Origin of the sequence: Hafnia paralvei ATCC 29927 (assembly GCF_001655005.1) — a bacterium.
Lineage (GTDB): Bacteria > Pseudomonadota > Gammaproteobacteria > Enterobacterales > Enterobacteriaceae > Hafnia > Hafnia paralvei.
This window is the reverse complement of the sequence record NZ_LXET01000052.1, coordinates 18,177-43,371: the sequence shown is the minus strand read 5'-3', so window position 1 is coordinate 43,371 and position 25,195 is coordinate 18,177. Positions and strand designations below refer to the sequence as shown.

Sequence of the window (25,195 nt, the reverse complement as noted above, 5' to 3'; positions counted from 1 at the left end):
CCGCTGAAACATCAATGGTTAAAATTGCTTTCGTCAAGTATCAGAAATTAACGTTAGGATTAGAGAAATATTTCACCCTAAGGTTAGATATCAAAATAAAACAATCGTTATCAATATTATCGCGATATAAATCGGAGATATTCACTACGTGAAGATGTAGTAGACCGCGTTTACATTTTGACTATGAATGAATTTCTCTTCGATATTTTCCTTTTATGTTCTTGCATCAGGTAAGGTTTTTATAGAGTGCCTTAAGCGTTTCTCGTAACCAGATAATTTTAGGGTTATGGCTGTTGCGTTTATGCCATAGCAGCGTGAAGGGAACCATCAGCTTTTCCCGTAGTGCTTCGTCGAAGGGGAGCGGGCGTGCGACCAAGGGGAGTTGGTGTAATTGATTATAGCGTTGGCAATAGAGAGGTGCGGTCGATATTAGCGAATGACCGGGTTGAGCAGCCATAAACAGCGATTGCTCGAAACCAGGCAGACTCAGTGCGATATTGCGTTTATGCCCCACTTCCTGCAATACGTCATCTAGCGCCCATGTATCGCTTTGCTCCCAGCAAATACTGATATGGGGATAGCGTAAAAAGGTTTCTAAATTCCATTCCTCTTGTAGCGCAGGGTGATCTTCTCGTAGCCAAACCCAAGGCAAATCAGAAAACAGAACTTCATAATCGATCGATAAAGGCAGCAGGCTGAGCTGTTCGCGCGATCGCGGATGGCTTTCGCGACCGGTGAAGCCAATATCTACTTCGCCACGAGTAATGGCGTCTAGTGCATCATAATCCCAGTTGCGTACTTTGATCGTTGCCTGCGGATAACGCTGGTAAATCTGCTGTGATAGGGAATTGAACATGATCATCATTAGCGGAGATTCTGCAACCAGTTCGAACTTCAGGCCATGCGGTGTTTCATTGTGTGGCTTATCAAGTAACAGATTGCTCATCTGCATCCACTCGGCCAAAGGGTGTTCCATACTGATCATCAGCGGCGTAGGCGTTAACCCCAGCGGCGTATTGACGAACAGCGGATCACCAAACCATGAGCGAAGCTTCGACAGTGACTTGCTCGCCGCCGAAGGCGTTACGTTCATACGCTTTGCCGCTTTGGTTACGCTGCGTTCTTGCATCAGAAGCTGTAGGCATAACAACAAATTAAGATCGAGACTGCTGATGGATTTCTTCATGGTTGGGTACAGGACTCTTGAGCGTAACGAGCATGATCAATGAGAGACTGACTATGCTACAGACAATCAGAATTGCGATCAGCATATTCAGCGCATCGATGCCGATTATCGCTGCTAGCCAAATCCAGAATGACGAACCGCAAACTTGGGCTATGCCTAGCACAGAGCTAGCCACGCCCGCGCGCAGTGAAAAAGGCCCTAAAGCCTGACTCATGGCCACACCAAACCCCACAGAGAAACCCGCGCAGATTAGCGTTAAGCCAAAGAGCGCCACGGTATTTGAGTTTGCGAGACTTAACACTACGGCGGCGACCAGAAATAGCCCCTGAGACGTTATCATGAGCGTCCGGGGTTTAAACACATCCAGAGCAAATGGGGTTGAGAATGATACTGCCATGCTCACACCCGCCGTCAACGCCATGATCATGGCATATTCTCCCCGCTCGAACCCCATAATCTCCATCAACAATACCGGCGAGGTATTTACGAAGGTGAGGATCACAGACACGCTCAATGTGGTAATGGCTAACCGGCTGAGGAAGACACGGGTGAGCAGTGATTCAGCAGTTATTTGTGACGGTGATGATGCGGAGGCTGATTCAGGACGAGTCTCTTTCAGAACAAACAGGGACAGCATACACGCCAAGAAACCCATGGTCATCATGGTGTAGAACAGGCTTTGCCATGGGAACTTGAGCATAATTAAATGCCCAAAAACAGGGGCTAGAACTGGCACAATGCAGGTAATTCCGTTTAGCAGTGAGAGTACTTTTGCTCGTCGGCGGTCGTCTAGCGTGTCTCGCAGAATGGCAAATGCCACGACATAGCAACTCCCCGCGCCGATGCCTTGAATAAAGCGTCCCGTTAGAAATAACAAGCTATCTTGTGCTAGAGAGCAGAGTGAGGATGCAATAATAAAAATCACGCTTCCCACGATCGCCACCGGTTTTCTTCCCGACCGATCGGCGATTTTACCTGCAAACAACATGGCACAGCCCATTCCAGTCAGATAGACGGAGAAGGCGATATGTAATTGTGATTCGCTGGCGCTGAGATCGGCTGCGATGCGAGGTAGTCCCACTAAATACATATCAATTCCAGTGGGATAGAGCAACACCAGAATAAAACTGCAGATTAGAAAACGTGTCATAGCATCCTCACAAGTAGAGTGGCGGCAAGGATAACGGCAAGGTGTGAGTGAGGCGAGTTGCCATTTGGACAACACTAATTTCCATATGGGACATCGACGTCAACATGGTCGCGATGTTGAGACGCGTCCAATAAAGACAACATTTTCTAATATGCTAACTTTGTTATTTTTTGTGCCTAGACCGAATCATGGTTGTTCAGTATTGCGATTCACTGTCCATCGGGGATCTGCAGGGAACAGCCAGCGGGCTTCATTAGTGAGTTGTTCTGCCTGAACGGGATCGTTTAAATATGTCGCGATTTGAATGCGAACGGCATACAGATTGTTGTCTGGATGGCGAAGCGTATAGTCTGCGGCCCAATGTTCAACGTTACGCAACGCATTAATATCCTGAACGTGATTAAAGCGTAACAGTTCCCCCATTTGCCGGTCATACTCATAGCGATCCTGTTGCAATACCGTCTGCCAAACCGCACGGGACGGGAGCTCATATTGTGTGCCATTCCTTTCAACGGTCGTTAGCTGATTCTGTAGGTACAGGGTTTGGATTAAAACACCGGCGGTGAATACGGTGAAAAATATCATGCCTCCACGGATCCATCTCATGGTCATCGGCATGGTGCTTGTGGAGTACGGACGATCCGCACAGCGCAGCAGCACAATCAGTAAAATCCAGTGTGGAGCCGATTGATATAAGGGAAATTCCGTCATCATATGTAATGCAATAGGAGAGGCGGTTAGTAACATGGCTCGTTGAAGCCGACCCCCATTCAGCCAAAGCGTGATGATTGCCATTAACAGCATTAACATTCCTACGGCGGCAAATATCCCTCCTTCCACCAGCCACAAAAGTATTTCATTATGCGGATGACTGACGGTTCTGATGCCAACGTTAGTGATTTGTCCGCCAAACTGATGCAGAAAAACGGACTCAAAACTACCAACGCCCCATCCAAACAGCGGATGCATACTGAATAACTGCCCGCTATGCTGCCAAATTAACAGCCGAGTATGGGTACTGTCGGTGTGAACTACGATAGGAAACTGTAGCCAAACATGCACGGCAAACGACAGGATGCCCCCAGCCACCAAGCTTATGATGGCGGCAAAGATGATAAAACGCTGCGGCCAAAACAGTCCTAAACAGGCGAGTATGACCAACGCCGTACTCAGATAGCCAATTTGTGATTGGCATGCGTAAAGAACAAAACCTTGCAGCGAGAGGCTGATATGCAGCAGCACGCGCTTCCACCGAGTAGTTTTGCTGCGATATAAAAGCAATAGCAGCGTGGCTGCTATGCCGCATGCGATAAAGCTCGCTAAGACATTAACCTGCTGGAAAATACCATAGGGGCGTAACTGCGCGGGTGGAAACTCCCACCACGCCGCTGCTTTGAGATGAAATAGCTGAATAACAGCGATGACACACTGCAAAACTGACGCTATCCACAGTGTGGAGAGTATCGCGAAGAGGTGCTGCCGCCGCCACGGTAACTGGAGTAATAAACGGTAGAACGATAATCCGGTGACTATACCGATTGCGACGATCAGTGCGTCGTTAAACCAAGGTAAAGGGGTGAGCAGTGCTCGAATAACCAGCACCACACATCCTGCATAAAGCCAGAACAGCGATGCTGAGCGACGATACCGCTGCCAGACTTTAGGCGCCTGAATGATAAGTAGCGCAAAGCAGCATAAGGCTATCCAACTCAGAATATTCAGAGGTAAAGATAGCCCGCTTCCTCCCATGTTGGGCAGGTAAACGGTCATCACGATACCGCCAAAAAAAAGAGCTGGTACTAATGCGCTATAGTAACCAGCTCGCAGTGAAATTCGGCGCATAGTTAAGCAAATCCCGTTAGATGGCGGAACGTTTGTGCCAGAGACACTGTGCTGGTCACATTGAGCTTTTTCATTAAGCGCCTTTTGCGATAGCTAACGCTTTTAACGCTGATACCACTGTTGAGAGCAATCTGTGTGAGTGATTGTCCCTTGAGAATTTCCTCCATTAGCCACCATTCTGTATGGGTGATGCCATACCTCGGCACCGAAAATGCCTGATTGCGGTAATGCTCAATGCTTTTACGGATCATACTGCTGTAATAAGGAGCGCTAAACGAGGTTAAGCGCAGGTGTTCCAGCATGTTGACTAATTCTTGGGGAGGCTCTTTCTTGCAGAACCAACTCGCCAAAGGCAGCTCGGTGAACAGTGCTGACAGCAGGGGAACTTGCCCCTCTTCAACGAGCATAATCAACTGACGTTGCTCACCTTTCAAATATTGATGACGAAGTAGACTTAATGCTTTAAACCGTGCCTCAGGTAGGCTAGCAATATCACAAAGTATGATTTGCTGTTTATTTCCCCAAATAGGTGTAGCAAGGTGATCGACGAGTTTTTGAAAGTCGCGATCAAAATATTCCAACGTAGATTGTGTGGATATATTTTTGGTATCAATAATTGCTTTTATTCCCTGAACGAAAGAAACGTCACTGTCAAAAATACAGAGTTGGAGTTCCATACGATATTAACCTTTATTGATAAGTCAGCGTATAATTCGCCGTGGCGGTAAATGGCCCCAGTGTTATATCTCCATTTTGCAATGCAGTTGGTTCGCCTGCGACCCAAGCTTGAAATGTTAAATCCATAGAACCGTTAGCAATATTTTCTGCCGTAGTCGGTTTATTGAGTTCTATTGCCGAACCATTGCTTTCTTTTAAACCAATTGCAACCCCTGAAGCTGAACTTGGAGAGACAGGATTTATAATCAGATGATTAGGAAGTTCTGTACTTTCTATTCCACTAAACGTGACTGAAACGGTTTTAAATACGGCATCACTGCAATTTTCTAGAGGTATGGTAAAAGGAACGGGCGGGCTCGTTTTATTACTATATAAATCTTTGGTAGATATTTGTTTGAAATTAACACCGATTTTATCTCCTCCTGGTTTGACGCTGCACGGCAGCGCCTCCACGGTTCCGTGGAAGCGCATGTCTCCGCCAATGAGCTCCGTCTGCGCGTAGATAGGGCCACTCAAAAGCAGAAAAATAGCGGCACCGTATAATTGATGGCGTTGTGGCATCGTTGCTATTCTCCTTAGTTATTGAAACTGTGCGACGACGGTAGCTGCAGCATCGAATTCCCCCTCAGGGATAATACTGCCCGGTTTTGCAATCGGCGCGGCGGTTAAATTCCATACACCTTGGTTATTATTAAACCCAGGGACGTCGTAGAATTGATTGGGTACTACCGTGCTACCTGATGAATCTTTTATGACAATGCCAAGATCGCGACGATCGTTTGCGCCATTTGTACCCAAATAGTCAGAGTTAAAACTTGCCACACCTGAACCGGCAGACTGAATACCCAGTTTTATATTAAGGTATCCCGTATCAAAACTGCCCCCCTTACACTGAACTTGAATAGGGACTTGCTGCACATAATTATTGCCATTTAGCTTTTCACTGGTATTAGGAATGGCTCCAAATTCGACGCTAATTGGCGTGCCTTGGTTAATAATACATTTGTCTGGAACGGTAATAATGCCAGAGCGAATATTAATAGTGGATAATGCCTCACCTGATAAAACACCCGCGGATAATAATCCACGGCGACCAAATACCTTAACCAGTTCGTGATCCACCAATACAATACCGTTAATAACGGGTTTGGTGATACGGAAGGTTATTTTCCCTTTTGAGCCCGAACGCACGTTGTTAAAACGAGATGACGGCGGCCTACAGCTTTCACTATAGCGGTTGGTTTCATCGGTAAAGGGCGACGTCACATACTCGCTTCGATTCCCTGCAATCCAGACCTCGACTTTAACGTCAAAATATTCATTTAAGCGGTAGTAGCCTGGGTTTGACGTTGATGGGGTCATGGTTGACGTCGTTGAGTAATAACGAGCGTCATTAATCCGTTGAGTACAGTATTCAGTGACGCCGAAATTACCGCCCAAATCCCATGACTTAGAGATGGTTCCCCCTATGACGTTGTTGGAGATATCCATCGTTTCCAGATCGAAGTCATACGTATGTGTACCACTGTTAGGTACGACTTCACCTTCGATCCAAGCTTGGGCGCTTGATGTATACGCTAGCGCAGCAAGAATGAGAGCAGTACTCCAACGGCGGCTAAACTGATTTACTTTTTTCATTACTGATACTCCATGATTAGCCGCAGTAGGCTGCGAAAGTCACCGGCGCTGATGCTCGACTGTGTGGATTCCAGTGCGGCATTAAGCTGTAGTTCGTTATCGCCGGGAGAGAGCAGCCAAGTGTTTGCTTTTTGGTTAAGCGCTAATGCGTGTCCTTTGTCATCAAGCAGGCGAATTCCCGCGCCTTTGACGGCGCCTTGGATACGTAATAGGTCTTGGTTTATTGGAGACGATTCCCCTTCCAAGCGGAGAGAAACCGCCTGTTCACCGCTGGTGTAGCGCTGAGTCGGTTGTCCGACGCTGTGACTTGTTATATCGCTTGCGGACTGAGAGGCGCCCCTCAAACAATCACGCAGGCGCAGTGTGAAAGGAATGAGTTTGCTGCGGTCTCCTGACTGATGAAACAGCCGAGCGCTGATATCTCCCAGATCGATATATTGCTCACGAGATTGGGGATCGAGCACACAGGGGGCGACGTAAACATTTCCAGAGAAATGAACGACGCCGTTTTCCCCTTCGACATGACTGAAGTCTTGTCGAAAGGTCGGTGCCGCCTGCAACATGAGCGGCATTGCGGCTAATACAATTATCGGTAACCGGAACTGTTTCATCACATCCTCCTTTATGTAGGGTCAGCGAGGCTGCTGATCAGCAGGTAATGCCTTACACACGCTTCCTTGGCAGCTGTACTTCAGTTCGGGATGGCCGCCATAATCGTTGATGTACATCATCGCGAAACTGCTCACCGCGGAATTAGTGACGTCAATATCGAGTGATGACTTCGGTGCAACCAATACGCCAGGAAACTGAGTCAGTTTGCCTCCGCCTTCTTTCACCGTTTTCTGTGCTAAACCAATAATCGTGATGTAGTAAGGCGTTGGATTTTCAATCGTCATCCGGTTACCAGATTGCTTATGGAAAACGACTTGGTTTTGCCATATCTCACCTTTGCTTTTTGGCACGATGGCGCTAGGGCGGTAAAACAGCTTAATGCGTGACTGCATAGCTAACTGCAACACGTTTGGTTTTGTCGGTTTAGGCGGAATTTCTCTGACATTGAGATAAAACAGGCTTTCACGATCCTGTGGTAAATCATCGATACCATTGGTCTTGGTGACACGAGCCACGCCTTTTTGCCCCCCGTTAATTCGCTGGAGAGGAGGCAGTACCACTAACGGTGAAGTGATTTTTTTGCCTTCAGCATCTTCCACCCAAGACTGGGCTAAAAAAGGAATATCAGGACTGGTGTTACTCAGATTGGCGCTGGCCGAGCGATCGTTACCCGTGATAATGAGGCGGGTACGATCCAATGAGATCCCAGCGTGTGCGCTTCCTATAATGGCGCTGAATAGGCATAGCGTGCTTAGCCAACGTTTGACTGTTAATTTGTTCATATTATTCCTTTCGCTATTAAGCAGGCCGCCATAAAGCGGCCGTTATTTCACTGGCAAGGCAGTAGTAATTGTTTGGAAGAGTTAAGGTTATGGTCAGGAATTTTCAGTTGGCACTGGCTCTTGCCGTTCCAATTGGCTGAGAGTTTTTCCCCCGGTGTCACACCCGCGATCCACGCCATACCGTTATCCATCACCATGGCCACGCTCACGCCGTCGCGATTGACAATTTCTGAACCAAACGGAGGGAAAGAACCATCTGCAAGGCGAATGAGTGCCATCATTTTTTCACCCTGAGCAACAGCAAAGCGCTGATAACCAATAGCCCCTTCGGTGAGCGTCGTTGTCGAAATTGCTTTGCTGGCTTCGATATCCTCATCCAGCGCATCAACGTCGATTCGAGTATCAAAACTGTTGTAGCTCACGACATCAGGTACGACGGCGACACCTTGGCTGTTGGTCCAAGCATGCTTACCATTAAGAGGAACACCGGCGATGCCGCTGGTATCCACCATGATGCGAGCCGTATCGAGCGTCGCGCTACTGTTATGCAAGGCGGCTCCGTATTGCGTGGCGGTAAATCCACCGCGCATGGTGCCGCCGACAGAAACATAGCGAGATTGCTGATAACTCAAGTTAGCGTTGAGTTCGGCCATCTGAGATCGATGCTGGTAATAACCGTCCATCGCAGCGCGATCGTTTTGACCTAAACCGGCTCGTATTCGCCACAGATTGTTGTAGTCGCTGTTATCGCTATAAGACGCTAACTGAGTCGTGCTGCCTGCGCTGTTTTGTAGGTCATAGCCCATCCAGCGGCTATCGCCGATCGGGATGGAGAGCGAGAGGGCAAAGCTGTCATCGCGTCGACCCTGATAGTCTGAACGCCAAGCAGATACGTTCGCCGTGATGCCATTGACACCAGCCAATCGGAAAGAACGCCCAAGCGTGATCCCGTAACGATCTTGCCCGCTGCGATCCCAGTAGTTTTGATGGGTGTAGGTAAGAAACATGGTGGTCGCCCAGTCAGGATTGTCAGCCCAAAAGGTTTTATTACCCGTAATGGTGTACATCTCTTTTTCTCGACCCACGTTGTCGTATTTCTGGTAACGCTCATCAAGATATTGAGAGAGAGAACGGAATGTCTTTTGAGAAAAGCGGTAGCCTGCAAAGGTGATTGCACTGTTATATTCGTCGAAGGTTTTAGCGTAGCTAAGCTTAAAGGACATCCCTTTTTGGCTATCCTGATCGGGGACGCGACTGATGGATTGCGTCACGTCAGCAGATAATGCGCCAAGCACATTCAGATCGCGGCCAAGACCTAAAGACCATGCGTTGTAGTCATTACCCGTCAGCATGGTGCCTCCGTACAGTGACCATGCATTGCTGATCCCCCATGAGAAGTCTCCGACGTAAAAAGCCGGTCCTTCTAGCTGGTGGTTATAGCGAGATGGCTTACCGATAGAGGTGTTGTAGCGCACGTAGCCAGGGCGTGTGAGATACGGGATATTGGCGGTATTGACTTGAAAAGTCGAAACCGAACCATCTTGTTCTTCAACTTTAACGTCCAACGTACCGCGTACAGAACTGCGCAAGTCCTGAATATTAAATGGCCCCGCCGGCACGGTCGTTTCATAAATAACGCGGCCACTTTGGCTAACGGTGACCTTTGCGTTGCTTTTTGCGATACCGTGAATTTCAGGCGCGTAGCCCTGCAGGCTTGGCGGCAACATGCGCTCATCGCTAATCATGTTGATACCGGTGAAGCGAACGGTGTCAAAAACCTGTGAGTTAAGATAGATTTCGCCGACGGTCAGTTTTGACGCCAGACTTGGCAGCGGGCGGTAGGCATACACCTGATTCCAGTCAAGATTATGCTGGCCATCATTGTCGTAATTTGCCTGATATTCACCACGCATACGCCAAGCACCGGCGTTAAAACCGGTTTGACCATAGGCTGACAGCGAGTGTGTGCTATCACCTTCTTTAAGCTGGTGAGTCATCTGGCCAGAAAGGCTGTAATCAAATACTAAGCCAGCCACACCGTCATCCCAACGTTCTGGTGGCACCCAATCAGGATCGTTATATTTCATCCATGCCTGCGGCACGGTGATATCCAGAATCCCTTCATGATTGTTGAGTTCAACGCCAGGGATCGCTTTGATGTCGAGGCACTGTGGGTCAACGTGGTGTATTTTCTCCTGGGCTTCTTTTTTTAAAGCGAGAAAATCGACCTGCTCTGGCGTCAAGCAGACAAAGCTGGTGTCAGCATTATTTGCTGTGGCGCGATAGATTACGTTTTGCTGTGATACTGCTTGGCCATTAACACGGATATCTAAAAGATAATTCCCTGGAACGACATAGTTATCGGATGAGAATCTCTTTAAATCGACATTTTTACGATCGGACGCATCTAAAACGTCGGTGTTAAATTCCACCATAGGATCGGCCGCGACCCTGTCGCTGTAGCAAAACAGGGCGATCAAAACAGCCAGTAAATTTTTTTTCGTTTTCGGTGAATAAAGCATAATATCACTACGTTATATTTTACCGGCTGTCATGCGCAGCCCTTAAGAGCGAGCTAAAACGCCCCCCGTCAGATATTCCCTTCATACTTCAAGCTGCATCTTTATTAACGGTGTTTACTCTTTTTCCACCCCAATGCGGCTCGAATTATTTTGGATATACATAGCTAACCTGCCGTTGAGTTACAGGTAGTCCATGAAAAAACGCGCCGTGGCATAGAAATCGCCCGCACGAATATTTCGCCCTGTTGAGACGAGTGACGCGCTGAAATTCAAAATGTTGTCACCATCCATCAAGGCATAATCAGGTGTGTTCTTACCCAGTGTTAATATTTCACCATGAGTATCAGCTAATTGAATTGCAAAGCCTCTAGCTTCCCCGTCAATGGCTAATAGTTGGTTGTCGGATGAGTCAGGTATGCCGGTGAATGTTACGTTTGCGCTATGGTAATAACTGCCGGGTTTTATAACGCTAGCCAAAGCACAACCGGTTAGCTTGATATTAAAATTTTTTGTGAGTAACACGCCGGAACCTTGCGCTATATCCCTCGCTGAGATATTTCCAAACTCGATCCACTGTTCTCGGTAGAGTGGATCAATCACACAGGCAGCTTCGATTAATTCACCTTTCATACTTAGGCTACCCGGTGTTATATTTCCTGTTTGCGCATGGGCAAGGATCGGAATGACACCGATAGCAATATATAGCCAGCTGCGGATAAACATGATGTCTCCCTGTCAGGAATAATGTTCTATCCAAGGGTGAAAATAAACGCGGGAATGCTCCCGCGTTGTACGGCTGATTTATTGATAATCAATCTGGAAGTTAACGGTAGATTGGAATGCACCTGGGGTTACTGCACCAGATGCATTGTCAGCTTTCAGGTAAGCGACAAATGGGATCTTGTTAGTGCCGTTAACCAACTGAACTGGTGTCATTTTTTGACCCCAAACCACGTTGTTACTTGCGTTGTCTTTCAAACCGATACCTGCGCCTGAAGCGGTGCCAGAAGTGAAGGCAGCTAAGGTATTATCGGCTGTGTTAATGGTGTTTGGGTTATAGGTCACCGTCGCAGTTTTTGCCACAGTAGTATCGCAATCCTGCAATTCAATATTCTTCTGAATATTGCCGGCTTGCTGGCCATTAGCTAAAGCTGAAGTTGGGATCTGGCCAAAATCAACAACCACTGGGCTAGATGATGGCGCTAAACCACAGGCAGAGTTGACCAGTTCACCCTGGAATTGAATTTCACCTGTAGTTGGAGAACCCGTGTAAGCCGCAAATGCAGTCATAGACGTCATGCCAGCAGCTAAAGCTGCAATAATTGCCAGTTTATTCGTTTTCATATTGTATATTCCTAGAGATTTAGCATATTGCTATCAATAAGTAACAGCACATGGTGAAAATTTATGTACTTGCTACTCTATTTTATTCAGCGGTTTTAAATGTCGATTTTTATTAAATGAAAGATATTTCATAAATCCATTTAACAAATCAATATTACAATTATTTTGTTTATACATAAAAGGCTTTGCTAATCAATAAAAAGAATTCGGTATATTTTTCTAATTGTTATTTTATCCTTAGAGGTTCAGATCGTTTGTTAACAATGCTTGTGCTGCTGTTGGAATAAAAGTCCTGATATCTGGATTTATTTGGAATGTTCCTAGTTAATTCATTGGCGAATTAAGATAATTCCTTATGGTTTTATTTTTAAATGATTTAAATTACAAAAATGCAACATATTGATATTATATGAACCTTAAACTTATGAGGTTTATTCTTAATGGTTTAATAATTTGGCTCTAGGAAAATATATAGGGTATAAATTCTTGGCAGGTTTTGATGACGTGCTGGAGTAAGGTAATGGTTTTGGTTATGGGTTAACTTATTTTCATAAGAATTTTCTCTGGATTGATTATATCTCGTTATTTGACTGCTTAATGGACGGTTGATCTAACATGCATCTGAGCGTCAGGGGCAATTGCGACATCACACTCTTTACAATCCAAATACTTTGCAACTATTCATTACTCTCTCATCGTGCGTAGAGTGCTAGAGTTGCGCCTGAAGCATGTTGCTTAAGGCTTGAGCCTCTTGAGGTGTACCATGAAAAAGTTAATTGCTATCGTGTTGTTTTCAACGCTGCTAGCGGGTTGTGCAACAGAATCACCATGTGTGCCGAGCTATGATTCGGAAGGGCGATTAGTGCATACCAATACCTGTATGAAAGGTACGACTCAGGATAATTGGGAGACGGCGGGGGCTATTGCTGGTGGCGCAGCGGCGGTTGCTGGTTTGACGTTGGGTATCATCGCGTTAACTAAATAACGCTATCGTTTAGACTTCGTTAGCGGTAGGTAAACAAAAACTCAGCCTAGGCTGAGTTTTTGTTTTAATGCTTAGTCGCGCCATTTTATTCTTTCTTTTCATCTTCATAGCGTGTTTTTGCGTCCAGTGCTTCTTGATGTGTTGGATGCTCGCTGATTAATGTATTGGGACGAGGGTGATCTGCCCGTAGCTCATACCAAATTTCAGTTGCTCCCTGTGTACCTTTACGGATTTCAACGATCTCTGCATGTCTTGGATAGGGCGGTTTACCTGCCATTTTTGCTCCTTATTGTCTGATGAAATCAGTGTGATAGTTCTTTTCAGTATAGACAATGTTGGTGAATGCCCAGATAAAACCGACGATTCTTAGAATTAGGGGAAAGACCCTTTAAGGCGTAGATAGACTTCGGAAATGTAGCCTTCCAGATGAGCAATAAACGCTTCAACCAGCGCCGAAGAAGGACGATGCTTCGGTACAATCAGACTTACGGTAAAGGGGACGTCAACGCTAAAGGGTCTGATTTCTACGCCACACCCTACGAAATCCAGCGCGGTGAGCGGATTGACAATCGAAACGCCAACTCCTTGGCACACCATTGCACAAATAGACGCGGCGCTGTGGGTTTCTACCACCATCTGACGACTAACCTGCTCGCGATGAAAGAGAGCGTCTAGCGTTTGGCGATAGCCATCGTTAGGCGACAGACTGATATAACGTTGTTCCTCAAAGTCTTGGGGTGTCAGCCGTTTTTTACTGAGCAATGGATGATTGCTCGGTAGTACGCAAATCTCGTTTAAGGTAGCCAGCGTCCGGCGTTCAGTGCCTGGTGGCGTATAAGTGTTCTCTGTTAATCCAAGATCGTAGCGCTGTGCGGACAGCCACTCTTCTAATAAAGGAGACTCTTGTGGAATCACATTTAGGCTTACGTCTTGGTACTCGCCCAAAAATGTACGGCAGACATTGGGCAACAGAGACTGCGAGAACGCGGGCAGACATGCAATAGAGAGCTGAGCCTGCTGGAATTGTCGAATGTGAGTTGCAGCGTCAACAATACGCTCAATGCCATAGTATGAACGCTGTACTTCCTCAAAGAGCTGTAACCCCTGTGCTGTGGGTCTCAGTCGCCCACGAACTCGGTCGAATAGAGACATCTGCAGCAGTTTTTCAAATCGAGCTAACTCACGACTGACAGTGGGTTGTGACGTATTTAGCAATGCCGCGGCTTCGGTCAAATTGCCTGTCGTCATTACCGCATGAAAGATTTCGATCTGGCGCAAAGAAATAGCAGACATGGTCGACGAACTCCAAGCGAGATAAAGCCATATCATAAATGAATAGACTTGCCCTAAATAGATATTTTATTAAAGGCACACTCAGTGGCAATAATCGAAGCACAACATCAAATAACCACAAAATCAAATAACCACAAAAATAGACTGACCGCCGAGAGGATGCCATGCCACGTTCGCTAAACGATCGCACTACTTCGCTGAATGCCGATAATCTCATTACGCTACCGTCACGTTTTGGTGGCCCTGTATGGGTTTATGATGGCGAGATCATTAAACAGCAGATTGAAGAACTGCGCGAATTTGATGTAATTCGTTTTGCGCAAAAAGCCTGCTCGAACATTCATATTCTGCGGTTAATGCATCAGCAAGGCGTGAAGGTGGACTCCGTTTCTTTAGGGGAAATAGAACGTGCACTGCTGGCGGGTTTTCAACCCGGAGGCTCGCCAAGCCAAATCGTGTTTACCGCTGATGTACTCGATGAAGCGACGATTGCTCGCGTGGTTGAACTGAATATTCCCGTGAATGCTGGATCAGCCGATATGCTGAAGCAGTTGGGAGAGCGCTCGGCAGGGCATCCGGTCTGGCTGCGTGTGAACCCAGGGTTTGGTCACGGCCACAGCCAGAAAACAAACACCGGCGGTGAGAACAGCAAGCATGGTATCTGGTTTGAAGAACTGCCGCAGGCGCTGGCATTAATCAAACAGTACGATCTAGAGCTGATAGGTTTGCATATGCACATTGGTTCAGGTGTGGACTATCAGCATCTCGCGCAGGTTTGCGATACGATGGTACGTCAGGTAATCGAGCTAGGTCATGATATTCAGGCGATCTCTGCGGGCGGCGGTTTATCGATTCCCTATCAGCAGGGTGACGAGTCGATTAACGTTTCTCACTACTATGGCTTATGGAACGACGCGCGAGAGCGTATCGCTCGTCATCTAGGCCATCCTGTGCATTTGGAGATTGAGCCGGGTCGCTACTTGGTTGCTGAGTCAGGTGTGTTGGTGGCACAGGTTCGCGCGGTGAAAAATATGGGTAGCCGCCATTTTGTTTTGGTTGATGCGGGTTTCAACGATCTTATGCGCCCAGCAATGTATGGTAGCTATCATCATATTTCTCTCTTGCCTGCGGATGGACGAGACGTGACTGCTCAGCCTCGGGTTGAGTCTGTGATTGGTGGGCCGCTCTGTGAATCTGGTGATGTGTTTACGCAAAAAGCGGGCGGGGAAGTTGAAACGCGTTCAATACCGGCCGCACAGGTAGGCGATTATCTGGTTTTCCATGATACCGGTGCATATGGTGCGTCGATGTCGTCGAACTACAACAGTCGCCCGTTGCTACCTGAGGTGTTGTTTGAAAATGGTGAGTCGCGTTTAATTCGCCGTCGTCAGACGATTGAAGAATTATTGGCACTAGAGATGGTATAATTTTACTAATTATATTTATTAATAGTTTCATGTGCGTTAGCGAATTGTTGACGCACATGTTCAAAGAATAATGGTTATTATTTGCCACCATTACAATGGCAATAATTGTCATATTTAAGCATTCAGATCATATCTATTCTGGTTTTCTTTCCCGTAAAATAACCGACCTAATCATTTCACGCGCATCATCTTCAGTTATGAATACCGTCAAAATACAGTCTTCGACCAGAATGAATCCGGTCTGGCAGGATATGCTGCATCAGGCCACACAAACGCTGCTTGCTCAGCGAACCCTCTCTGAGCTGATGCAGGCTCTCCACGGCTTGTCATTTTCCGTTATTCGTTTTGATCGCGTTAATATCTTGCGCCTCGACCCTCTGCATAACCGTATAACACATTATGGCTATCAGCCTGAAAGCAAACAGATGCAGTGTTCCAATGATGTTTTATTGGCTGAAGGACCTGGGGGGAAAGTGTGGGCGGATCAGCAACCTATTTGCTGTCAGCGCGAGCAGTTTATTCAACAGTTCCCGCAGGTTTCAGAATTAGCGCAGTATCGCTCTCTTAATGTTTATTATCAGCTACCGCTGACAACACCACGCCAAAGATTAGGCGGCATTGAATTCATTAAACACGGTAATCAGCAGTTTAGTGAAAGCGAGTTGGCGTTGGCTTTGCCGTTATCTGATGTGGTTGCCAGCGTACTCGAGAATATTCTTGAGCGCGAACATGTTCAGCTTGAAGAAGAGAGCCTTCGTCGCGAGCGCGATCATTACCGCATTTTAGTCGACGTAACCAATGCCGTGACTTCTAAGCTAGAGCTAGACGCACTGGCCGCTGAGGTCTCCAAAGAGATCCATCGTTTCTTTGGTATTGATTACATCGGCCTATCTATTTTTGATGAACAGGAAGATCGCTTCAAAGCCTATGTGGCCTGTTATCAAAGTGGAAAGCCGGTGCTGCGCGAGCAAAAGTACTTACCGCTGGAAGGCTCTCTTGCTCAGCAGGTGGTGCAAAGTGAAGAGATGCTGTTGATGGATTTGCAGGACTCCACACGTTTGGCGCCACAAGATCGTCAGTTAGCTCAGATGTTAGAGTTTGGTCATCAGACGATTTGTCAGCTTCCGCTGGTCTTCGGCAACAAAGTGTTGGGCGTGCTTAAACTAGCTCAATGTCAGCCAGCCATCTTCAGCGATAACAACCTTAAACTGCTACGCCAAATAGCGGCTCGTATCGCTATCGCTGTGGACAACGCGCTGGCTTATGGTGAAATTTCTCGCCTGAAGGATAGTTTGGTTCATGAGAACCGTTATTTGACCGAGCAAATTCGCCAAGATAGTGATTTTGGTGAGATTGTGGGGCAAAGCGCCGCCATCAAAAGCGTGCTAGAGCAGGTCGAAATGGTCGCTTCTAGTGATTGTAGCGTGTTGATTCTGGGAGAAACCGGAACAGGTAAAGAGCTGATTGCGCAAGCCATCCATAATCTGAGTTCCCGTAACCAAAAACGCATGGTGAAGATGAACTGCGCGGCAATTCCAAGCGGGCTGATTGAAAGCGATCTGTTCGGTCATGAAAAAGGGGCTTATACCGGAGCAACGTCGCAGAGAATGGGGCGTTTTGAGCTAGCAAACAAAAGCTCACTGTTTTTGGATGAAGTGGGAGATATTCCTCTCGAGCTACAACCTAAACTGTTGCGAGTACTGCAAGAGCGCGAAATTGAACGTCTGGGTGGGAATAAAGTTATCCCTGTCGATGTGCGTCTGATTGCGGCCACCAATCGTGATTTAAAGCAGATGGTTCTGGACCGTGAATACCGTAGCGATCTCTACTATCGCCTAAATGTTTTCCCTATCGTGATCCCGCCGCTGCGTGAACGTCCAGAAGATATTCCGTTACTGGTTAAATTCTTTACGCGCAAAATTGCCAAACGGATGAACCGCACCATTGATAGCATTCCAACGGAAACCATCCGCATGCTGTGTGATTTGCCATGGCCGGGGAATATTCGTGAATTGGAGAACATCATTGAACGCGCAGTTATCTTGACGCGTGGCCCTGTGCTGAATTTACAGCTTAACGAACTGCAATATCATCTTTCACCGCCGTTGGTGAATAAGCCTGCGAGAGAAATACCGTCTTCTTCGTCGACATGGACGATGCCAAAGGCATCTAAGCCCGCAGAAAAAGTGCCGCATGAACAAGACGGCGAACTTAGCGAACGTGAACGTATTCTCAATGCTCTGCGAGAAACTAACGGCATTGTGGCTGGGCCACGCGGTGCTGCGGCTCGCCTAGGATTGAAACGCACGACACTGATTTCCCGTATGCAGCGTCTGGGCATTTCTGCTAAAGACTGATTTATCTCTTATGACTCGGGCGGAAATTGGCTTTTTTCGCCCGTGACATTTTCTTCGACATAAATGTCGAAGCGTCATCATTCCTCGTTTCATCATCATGTTTTTTACGCCTTCTCAATGAAATGCCGAAGTTAACCAATTGAATAATATCAATTATTCATTAATTTTACTTTTTGGCACGGATTATGCTTTGTATGGATTGAAACGTTCAACGCTGCTGGATTACGGCCTGATTGAGCGTCAAATCTATCAATGGGGCTAAGCCCTGAGTAACAAACTCCAACCCACAATGTGGAGCGAGGCAAAGAAGCATGAAGGTCAGCGAATTAACCGAAAAGTCGCTTTATATCCATGACAAAAATGAAAAATTAATGGCGCAATGGGCTCTGTACAAAAGCAGCCTGATTAAAGCCGCGACCTCTTCAAAACTGAAGATTTTTCATGAGTTCAGCTGCGGGGATGGCGATAGCGTTAACTTCACCGTGTTTGATCACTTTATGGTTGAAGTGAAGCTGGCAGATGAGTTCTACAGCAAAAAAATTCAGTATGGCCTGCGTATGAACGATGAACAGGGTGAAGATCATTTTGTTGAAATCAGTCATTCGACAATCGATGAGAATGGCCTGATTGACGGTACTGTCAACAATCGTTCTATGGACGCTGTGCTAGAGCACTATCTGGATAAAATTCACGACCTGTACGAGACCTTGTATCAGGCGATGAATACCAACCAGCCAGTGCGGGAGTTGTTGGTAGGTAAATTAGGGGCGCATTAGTTTACCTATCCACTTCTGGCTGCATAACGGCGGCCAGAAGTGGACAATATGTTTCTTAGCAAATCCTCGGTAACGGCTCGCTATGCGGTAAATCTAGCAGGCGTGAAGTGCCATACATTCCCGTTAAACGCACCTGTTTGCCTTCGGTAACGTCACCAATGGTAGCCGCATCTACGCCGAGTGGGTGTGCATGCAAGCTATCCAGTACCGCTTGTTCAGCTTCAGGCGCTACGGCAATAACCAATTTCCCTTCATTGGCGAAGTTCAGCGGTTCTAGGCCTAATAATTCACAAATGCCTCGAACGGCATTTTTTACCGGCAGTGACTGCTCAATCACATCAATACCGCATCCGCTGGCGTTGGCGAACTCATGCATAATGGCTGTAACTCCACCGCGCGTGGCGTCTCTCAAAGCGCGTACACCAGGAATATTTCGTAAAGGTGCAATCAAGGGAGCGAGAACAGCGCAATCGCTGATCAATTCGGCTTCAAGCCCAAGTTGCTCACGCAAATTCAGGATTGTCGCGCCGTGATCGCCCAAGGTGCCGCTGACGATCAGCTTGTCACCCGGTTGAATTTCAGAAGCTCCCCAATGGATATCATTAGGGATCGCGCCGATACCCGCGGTGTTGATAAAGATCTTATCTGCCGCACCGCGCTGCACAACCTTAGTATCGCCGGTGACAATCTGAATATTGGCGGCTTTAGCGGTTGCAGCCATGCTGCGCACGATCTTTTCCAAATCCAGCAACGGCAATCCTTCCTCCAGGATAAAGCCACAGGAGAGGTACTTAGGCTGAGCACCGCTCACCGCTAAATCGTTTGCAGTGCCACATACGGCTAATTTGCCTATGTCGCCGCCGGGGAAAAAGATCGGATCGATAACGTAGCTATCGGTCGTGAAAGCTAGGCGATCGCCGTGCTGATTAAAAATGCTCAGCGGCAGGCGAGCCTGATCTTCACGTTCATCTAAAGCGGGATTGCTAAACAACGGTAGAAACAGCGTATCTAGGAGTTGTTGCATGGCGCGACCACCGCTGCCGTGCGCCATTGTGATCACATCATCTTTAGACCATTCACTCATTATTCGTACCTTTTTTATTCAAGCCCACGACGATATTGGTAGAACGCCGCACAGGCTCCCTCAGATGAAACCATCAAGGCGCCAAATGCGTTTTGTGGATTACAGCCTTCACCAAACAGAGGGCAGTCGGCGGGTTTACAACGGCCGGTTAGAACATCGCCACAGCGTGCTCGTGGATCGTCTGCCACTTTCTGTTCTTGAGGATGAAAGCGCAGTTCGGCATCAAATTGAGCATAAGCAGGGCTTAAGCCAACGCCAGAATGAGCAATTTCTCCCAAGCCTCGCCATTCGCTGCTGTCTTTGGTTACAAAGACGTCATCTAATACTTTTTGCGCAATAGCATTACCGTGATCGGGAACGATGCGGCGATATTGATTTTCGACGCTGCAACGCTCTTCTGCTATCTGAGCCACCAGCATATCCAAGGCTTGTAGGATATCTAGCGGCTCAAAGCCGGTAATCACCAACGGCTTATGGAAATCTTCGCAGATAAACTCATAAGGGTGAGCACCTATCACCATGCTGACATGACCCGGCGCGAGGAAGCCGTCGATGCGCACGTCAGGCTGCTGTAATAAGCTACGCAGCGTTGGAGTAATGGTGATGTGCTGGCAGAAAACGGTAAAGTTTTTCAGCCCTAGCGCTTTAGCCTGCTGCAAGGTTACCGCGGTGCTTGGCATGGTGGTTTCAAAACCAAGTCCAAAGAACACGACTTCTTTATCGGGGTTTTGCTGAGCCAGCGTAAGCGCATCAAGCGGAGAGTAAACGATACGAACATCTGCGCCTTTGCGTTTAGCATCTAGCAACGAGCCATGGCGTCCGGGCACGCGCATGGCATCCCCAAACGTGCAGAAAATCACGTCTGGTTGGTTAGCTATTTCAACGCATTCGTCGATACGTCCCATAGGAAGAACACAGACAGGGCAGCCGGGGCCATGCACAAACTCGATCTCTGGTGGAAGTAATTGATCCAGCCCGAATTTGAAGATCGCATGTGTGTGTCCGCCGCAAACCTCCATCAACTGTAAAGGAAGTCGGCAGTGTGAAGGCAAGGAACGAACCCGTTCGGTAATGCGCTGAACCAGTTTTTTTGCCAGTTCAGGATTGCGGAATTCATCAACGAACTGCATATCTTATATCACCTTACTTTTCACTGACCTGTGGCGCTGGCTCGCCATTACGGAGAAAGTAGCCAACGTCTTCTTCGACTTCTTGCATTGCCATTAATGCGTCTAGCGTATCTTTGGCTTCAGCCTCATCCAGAATGCTCATGGCAAAGCCTACGTGAACCAATACCCACTGTCCGAGCATATCTTGCGGTGAGCCCTCGCAGACCAATGCAATATTGACTTCGCGTTTCACGCCGCATACGTCGACCGTGGCCATTTGATGAATATCATCGCCAACGGCAACCACCTGCCCCGGAATTCCTAAGCACATACATTCGTCTCCAACCAAGCGAGCCAAGCGTCCATACCTTCGCCGCTGGTGGCAGAAAGCTGAATCACGGTGATCTGCGGATTTACACGTTTAGCGTTGGCGATGCAGGCCTCAACGTCAAAATGCAGATACGGGAGCAGGTCGATTTTATTGATGATCATCAGGGAAGAGGCTGCAAACATATGAGGGTACTTCAGCGGCTTATCTTCGCCTTCGGTAACGGACAGTACGGCAACTTTATGGCGTTCGCCTAAATCAAAACTGGCTGGGCAAACCAGATTTCCTACGTTTTCAATAAACAGCAGGCTGTGGTCTGGTAGATCCAGACGATGCATGGCGTCGTGCACCATTTGAGCGTCTAAATGACAGCCTTTACCGGTATTAACTTGAATGGCGGGTACACCAGTGGCACGGATACGTTCAGCGTCGTTGGTGGTTTGCTGATCGCCTTCAATGACGGCACAGCTATACCGATCAGCAATACGCTTCAATGTTTCAGTTAGCAGCGTTGTTTTGCCTGAACCAGGGCTGGAAACTAAATTTAGCGCAGCAATGTGCTGTTGGGTAAAGTGCTCACGGTTGTGCTCTGCCAGATGATTATTTTTACCGAGCACGTCTTGTTCAATTTGCAGCATACGGCGCTGAGTCATGCCGGGCGCGTGGCTACCGGCTTCACCTTTTCCGTAGTGCAGATCGTTGTCCTGCTGTTCTGGTACGAATTTTTCTTCGTGTATGTGCTGGTGTTTACCTTTGTTTTTATTCTTATTTTTATGTTTGTGCTGATGATCATGAAGATGCAGTTCGGCATCAGAAGCCAAAACATAATTATAGTGATGATGATGCACGTCGCCGGTGTGGTGGTAATGGTGATGGACGACGACGGTCTGTGGGTGCTCATCTTGTGCGTGGTGGTGATGCCCATGGTGTTCATGGCCGTGGTGTTCATGGTCATGATGGTGGCCGTGCGCATGTTCATGATGATGTTCATGATCGTGATGATGGTCACCATGCGGGTGTGTATGCCCGTGTGCATGGTGATGCTCATGATCGTGATGATGATCGTCGCCTTCAATACGCTGTTCGCCAGCCGCGCAACCGCAGGTAGTACACATAAATTCTCTCCCGAAAACTATTCGATTTCGATTTGTTTGATTTGCATGCTGTCGCCGCTGTCCACGCGCAGATTATGGCTCTGGCAGTGTGGGCATCCGGCGTCATGTGCAGATACGGTGATTGACTGACTACAGTCCCAGCACCACGCCTGTGCAGGCTGGGTGGTGATGTGCAATTTGCAGCCTTCGGCCACGCTGCCGCGGCAGACGATGTCAAAACAAAAATGTACGGCGCTCTCTTCAATACAGGATAGCGCGCCAATCTCCAGCCACACGCCCGTTACGCGCTTCACGTTGTTGGCTTTAGCCTGCTGTTCAATGATGTCAAATGCGCTTTGGCATAGGGTCAGTTCATGCATAATTATGATCTTATTTTTTATGGCGGGCATATCCTCGGCGAATACACCCGATGAGACCTTGATTACCGTCATTAGATAACGCATTGGCGGCACCGTGGTAGCGTGACGTTTATGTCTTTGCGATCGTCCTCGCATCCGATAGCTGTACGGCAGCGATCACGGCTTGTCCAAGTGCTAAGGCGCCATCGCCAGCAGGTAATTTCTGCGGCAGCAACAGCGTGAAATCCGCTAAGTTTTGATGTAACAGCTGGCGCAGTAAGCGGTTATGCAATACGCCCCCTGACATCACGATAGTGCGACAATTTTCAGCCTCGGCATGCACGCGAACTAAATCCGCCAGCCCTTGGGCTAGTGCCGCATGAAATGCGTAGGCACGCTCTTCTGGAGGTGCCTGCCAGCTTAACCACTGCTGCCAAAACACTGCCATGTCGAGGTTATTTTGCTCATCTAAGGGGAGGGATATGGGCGCATTTTTGCTTTTTGCCTGCTGCGCTAACGCTTCCAGGCGGCAGGCCGCTTCACCTTCAAAGCTGATAGCTTCTGCACAAATATTTAGCGCAGCGGCGGCGGCGTCAAATAATCTTCCCGTAGAGGACGCCAATGGGCTATTAAGATTACGCTCGACCGCTCGCTGTAAAATCTGCCATGGCTGCGACAAAATAAATTGGGCTTCGGGATATTGCTGCCAATGCGGTACGAAGCGTAGTAGCTGTGCTAAAAGATTGCGCCACGGCTGCCGAGCCGCTAAGTCTCCGCCGGGCAGCGCAACGGCAGGTAAGCCGCCTAGGCGCTGCATTTGTCGATAATCGACCCGCAGACACTCTCCACCCCATAGCGAATCATCCGTTCCATAGCCGATACCGTCGAGCGCAAGCCCAACGAGCGGTGGTGTATCCAGCGCAATGTTGTGCTCGGCCATGCACGCTACCAGATGGGCATGATGGTGCTGAATCGGCAAACAGGTTAAATCCGCCTTTTCTGCCCACCGTTGAGCGAGCTGAGTACTGGCATAGGCTGGATGCAGATCGCAGGCCAAGGCTTCAGGCACAAACTGATAGATTTGGTGCAATAGTTCCCATGTTTGGGTGAATTGCTGCTGTACGCGCTCGTCGCTCAAATCACCGAGATGTTGACTCAGCACCGCACGGTTACCTTTCAGAAGGCAAAACGTATTTTTTAAATCACCGCCGACGGCGGCAATCGAGGGTAAATGACGAAAATCCTCTGGCAGATCGAAGCTGTCTGGAACAAAACCGCGTGAACGGCGCAGCATTTCGCTGCCGTTGGTGTGCCAGCGAATAACGGAGTCGTCAGCGCGCTGCACGATGTCGCGATTATGCAGTAACCAAATATCGGCAATGCCAGTGAGCTCGTGCAGCGCCTGTTGGTTGCTAAGCGCGGGTGGTAAACCATTGGCGTTACCAGAGGTCATGACAAGCGGGCGTCCGATCTTTTGTAGCAGCAGATGGTGCACAGGATTGGATGGTAGCATTACGCCGACTTCGTCTAGGCCAGGCGCAATGCCATCAAGCACTAACGATGATTTTGGGAGCAGAACAATAGGGGCTGCGGGACTCTTTAACAGCGAGAGTAAATCGGCTGAGACGTCGTCTCGACAGAAAGCGCGCACCCAATGTTCATTGGGCAACATAACGGCCAACGGCTTTGCTGGGCGTCGCTTGCGCTCGCGGAGTAATTGTATGGCCTGTGGATTGGAGGCATCACAGGCCAGATGGAATCCACCAATTCCTTTAATGGCGGCAATACCGCCGTTAAGCAATACGTCTATCAGTTCTTTCCACGCCTGTTGTCCCGTAAATGGCTGTCCTCCGGCCCTATTACTGCACCATAAATGAGGGCCGCAGTCGGCACAGGCAGTAGGTTGTGCATGAAAACGCCTGTTGGCGGGATTTTGGTACTCTTGAGCACAGGTTGGGCATAGCGGGAAGCTAGCCATGGCGGTGAAAGGACGATCGTAGGGCATACGGTGAATAATGGTGAAGCGTGGGCCGCAGTGGGTGCAGTTGATGAATGGATAGCCAAAACGGCGATTGTTGGGATCGCTCATTTCCCGTAAACACTCTGGGCAGGTAGCCGCATCGGGCACAATCTGGGTGTCCATTTTGCCTTTACCACTTTCCACAATGCAGAATTCATCGGGCAGTTCGCCGCCAGTCCACTCGTGTTCACTGATGCTGTCAATACGTGCTAACGGAGGGCATTCCTGACGCAACAGATGACAAAAATAAGCCACGTCGGCAGGTAAACGCAGTGCGATTAATACCCCTTGAGCATCATTACTGACTTCGCCTTGTAGTTTTAAGCGTTGAGCGAGTTGCCACACGAAGGGTCTAAAGCCAACACCTTGGACTTTGCCTTTCACTCTCAGCAAGATTGATTGTTGACTCAAAGGGGCTCCTGAACACTAACTCGTGGGAATGACAAAACTTCGCCACATCGAAGAGGCCTATTTTCCGTACTTAAGCGATAAACATCTTTGATGTGGGGCAGCGAGCATGCAAAAAGGGTCAAATAAATACAGTGATAACTTTCCCATTGGGCAGTTCTAATGCCCTCCCCAAATTCGGGGAGGGGATACTAAACAGAT

At 48.1% G+C, this 25,195-nt stretch carries 23 protein-coding genes; 4 read left to right on the top strand and 19 right to left on the bottom strand.

The annotated features are described in order from the left end of the window. Positions 1-226: 226 nt before the first annotated feature. From yidZ to M988_RS16485, 11 genes are all read right to left on the bottom strand, one after another. Positions 227-1,186 (bottom strand): HTH-type transcriptional regulator YidZ, encoded by a 960-nt coding sequence (gene yidZ / locus M988_RS16535; RefSeq protein WP_008815095.1) that lies wholly within the window; start codon positions 1,184-1,186, stop codon positions 227-229. Beyond that, positions 1,155-2,336: an MFS transporter gene (locus tag M988_RS16530; RefSeq protein WP_008815096.1), complete on the bottom strand. Its 1,182-nt coding sequence runs from the start codon at positions 2,334-2,336 to the stop codon at positions 1,155-1,157. The genes yidZ and M988_RS16530 overlap by 32 nt, the downstream gene beginning before the upstream one ends. 186 nt (positions 2,337-2,522) lie before the next feature. Further along, positions 2,523-4,178 (bottom strand): PglL family O-oligosaccharyltransferase, encoded by a 1,656-nt coding sequence (locus M988_RS16525; RefSeq protein WP_064575026.1) that lies wholly within the window; start codon positions 4,176-4,178, stop codon positions 2,523-2,525. A 2-nt stretch (positions 4,179-4,180) separates the two neighbouring features. After that, entirely contained in the window at positions 4,181-4,855 is a 675-nt protein-coding gene (locus M988_RS16520; RefSeq protein WP_004093246.1) for a helix-turn-helix transcriptional regulator, read from the bottom strand. A gap of 13 nt (positions 4,856-4,868) precedes the next feature. Continuing rightward, entirely contained in the window at positions 4,869-5,417 is a 549-nt protein-coding gene (locus M988_RS16515; protein ID WP_008815098.1) for a fimbrial protein, read from the bottom strand. Positions 5,418-5,435: 18 nt separating this feature from the next. Continuing rightward, entirely contained in the window at positions 5,436-6,494 is a 1,059-nt protein-coding gene (locus M988_RS16510; protein ID WP_008815099.1) for a fimbrial protein, read from the bottom strand. Then, positions 6,494-7,105 (bottom strand): fimbrial protein, encoded by a 612-nt coding sequence (locus M988_RS16505; protein WP_004093252.1) that lies wholly within the window; start codon positions 7,103-7,105, stop codon positions 6,494-6,496. The genes M988_RS16510 and M988_RS16505 overlap by 1 nt, the downstream gene beginning before the upstream one ends. Positions 7,106-7,126: 21 nt before the next feature. After that, entirely contained in the window at positions 7,127-7,888 is a 762-nt protein-coding gene (locus M988_RS16500) for a fimbrial biogenesis chaperone (RefSeq protein ID WP_064575024.1), read from the bottom strand. Between the two features lie 47 nt (positions 7,889-7,935). Next, entirely contained in the window at positions 7,936-10,410 is a 2,475-nt protein-coding gene (locus tag M988_RS16495) for a fimbria/pilus outer membrane usher protein (RefSeq protein ID WP_064575022.1), read from the bottom strand. 180 nt (positions 10,411-10,590) lie between these two features. Continuing rightward, the gene (locus tag M988_RS16490) at positions 10,591-11,133 is read right to left on the bottom strand and encodes a fimbrial protein (RefSeq protein WP_008815102.1); all 543 of its coding nucleotides are present in this window, start codon (positions 11,131-11,133) and stop codon (positions 10,591-10,593) included. A gap of 78 nt (positions 11,134-11,211) precedes the next feature. Then, complete coding sequence (locus M988_RS16485; RefSeq protein WP_008815103.1) at positions 11,212-11,754, bottom strand: fimbrial protein; 543 nt, start codon at positions 11,752-11,754, stop codon at positions 11,212-11,214. 763 nt (positions 11,755-12,517) lie between these two features. Here M988_RS16485 and M988_RS16480 point away from each other — a divergent pair. Further along, positions 12,518-12,739 carry a putative periplasmic lipoprotein gene (locus tag M988_RS16480; RefSeq protein ID WP_004093259.1) on the top strand — a complete coding sequence of 74 codons (222 nt, stop codon included), beginning with the start codon at positions 12,518-12,520 and terminating at the stop codon, positions 12,737-12,739. Between the two features lie 85 nt (positions 12,740-12,824). On the opposite strand, the gene M988_RS16475 is transcribed toward M988_RS16480, so the two are convergent. Both M988_RS16475 and M988_RS16470 read right to left on the bottom strand, forming a co-directional pair. Further along, positions 12,825-13,016 (bottom strand): hypothetical protein, encoded by a 192-nt coding sequence (locus M988_RS16475; protein ID WP_004093260.1) that lies wholly within the window; start codon positions 13,014-13,016, stop codon positions 12,825-12,827. Positions 13,017-13,111: 95 nt separating this feature from the next. After that, positions 13,112-14,032, bottom strand: coding sequence for a LysR family transcriptional regulator (locus M988_RS16470; RefSeq protein WP_008815104.1), 921 nt, complete (start codon positions 14,030-14,032; stop codon positions 13,112-13,114). Between the two features lie 164 nt (positions 14,033-14,196). Here M988_RS16470 and lysA point away from each other — a divergent pair, with 164 nt between their 5' ends. The 3 genes from lysA to hycA all read left to right on the top strand — a co-directional run bounded on the left by lysA (position 14,197) and on the right by hycA (position 18,592). Beyond that, positions 14,197-15,459 (top strand): diaminopimelate decarboxylase, encoded by a 1,263-nt coding sequence (gene lysA / locus M988_RS16465; protein WP_064575020.1) that lies wholly within the window; start codon positions 14,197-14,199, stop codon positions 15,457-15,459. A 197-nt stretch (positions 15,460-15,656) separates the two neighbouring features. After that, positions 15,657-17,816, top strand: a complete 2,160-nt coding sequence (gene flhA / locus M988_RS16460; RefSeq protein ID WP_064575049.1) for a formate hydrogenlyase transcriptional activator FlhA — start codon at positions 15,657-15,659, stop codon at positions 17,814-17,816. A 311-nt stretch (positions 17,817-18,127) separates the two neighbouring features. After that, positions 18,128-18,592, top strand: coding sequence for a formate hydrogenlyase regulator HycA (gene hycA, locus M988_RS16455; RefSeq protein ID WP_004093272.1), 465 nt, complete (start codon positions 18,128-18,130; stop codon positions 18,590-18,592). 55 nt (positions 18,593-18,647) lie between these two features. Here the strand turns inward: hycA and hypE are convergent, their stop codons facing one another. The 6 genes from hypE to hypF form a co-directional block, all read right to left on the bottom strand. Further along, entirely contained in the window at positions 18,648-19,676 is a 1,029-nt protein-coding gene (gene hypE / locus M988_RS16450) for a hydrogenase expression/formation protein HypE (protein WP_008815107.1), read from the bottom strand. 14 nt (positions 19,677-19,690) lie between these two features. After that, positions 19,691-20,806, bottom strand: a complete 1,116-nt coding sequence (gene hypD, locus M988_RS16445) for a hydrogenase formation protein HypD (protein WP_008815108.1) — start codon at positions 20,804-20,806, stop codon at positions 19,691-19,693. A 13-nt stretch (positions 20,807-20,819) separates the two neighbouring features. Next, positions 20,820-21,116, bottom strand: coding sequence for a hydrogenase maturation factor HybG (hybG, locus tag M988_RS16440; RefSeq protein ID WP_004093282.1), 297 nt, complete (start codon positions 21,114-21,116; stop codon positions 20,820-20,822). Then, positions 21,107-22,228, bottom strand: a complete 1,122-nt coding sequence (hypB, locus tag M988_RS16435) for a hydrogenase nickel incorporation protein HypB (protein ID WP_061059182.1) — start codon at positions 22,226-22,228, stop codon at positions 21,107-21,109. Before hypB ends, hybG begins: the two co-directional genes overlap by 10 nt. A 17-nt stretch (positions 22,229-22,245) precedes the next feature. Beyond that, positions 22,246-22,587: a hydrogenase maturation nickel metallochaperone HypA gene (gene hypA, locus M988_RS16430; protein ID WP_035503530.1), complete on the bottom strand. Its 342-nt coding sequence runs from the start codon at positions 22,585-22,587 to the stop codon at positions 22,246-22,248. 109 nt (positions 22,588-22,696) lie between these two features. Then, entirely contained in the window at positions 22,697-24,997 is a 2,301-nt protein-coding gene (gene hypF, locus M988_RS16425; protein WP_064575018.1) for a carbamoyltransferase HypF, read from the bottom strand. Positions 24,998-25,195: the final 198 nt, after the last annotated feature.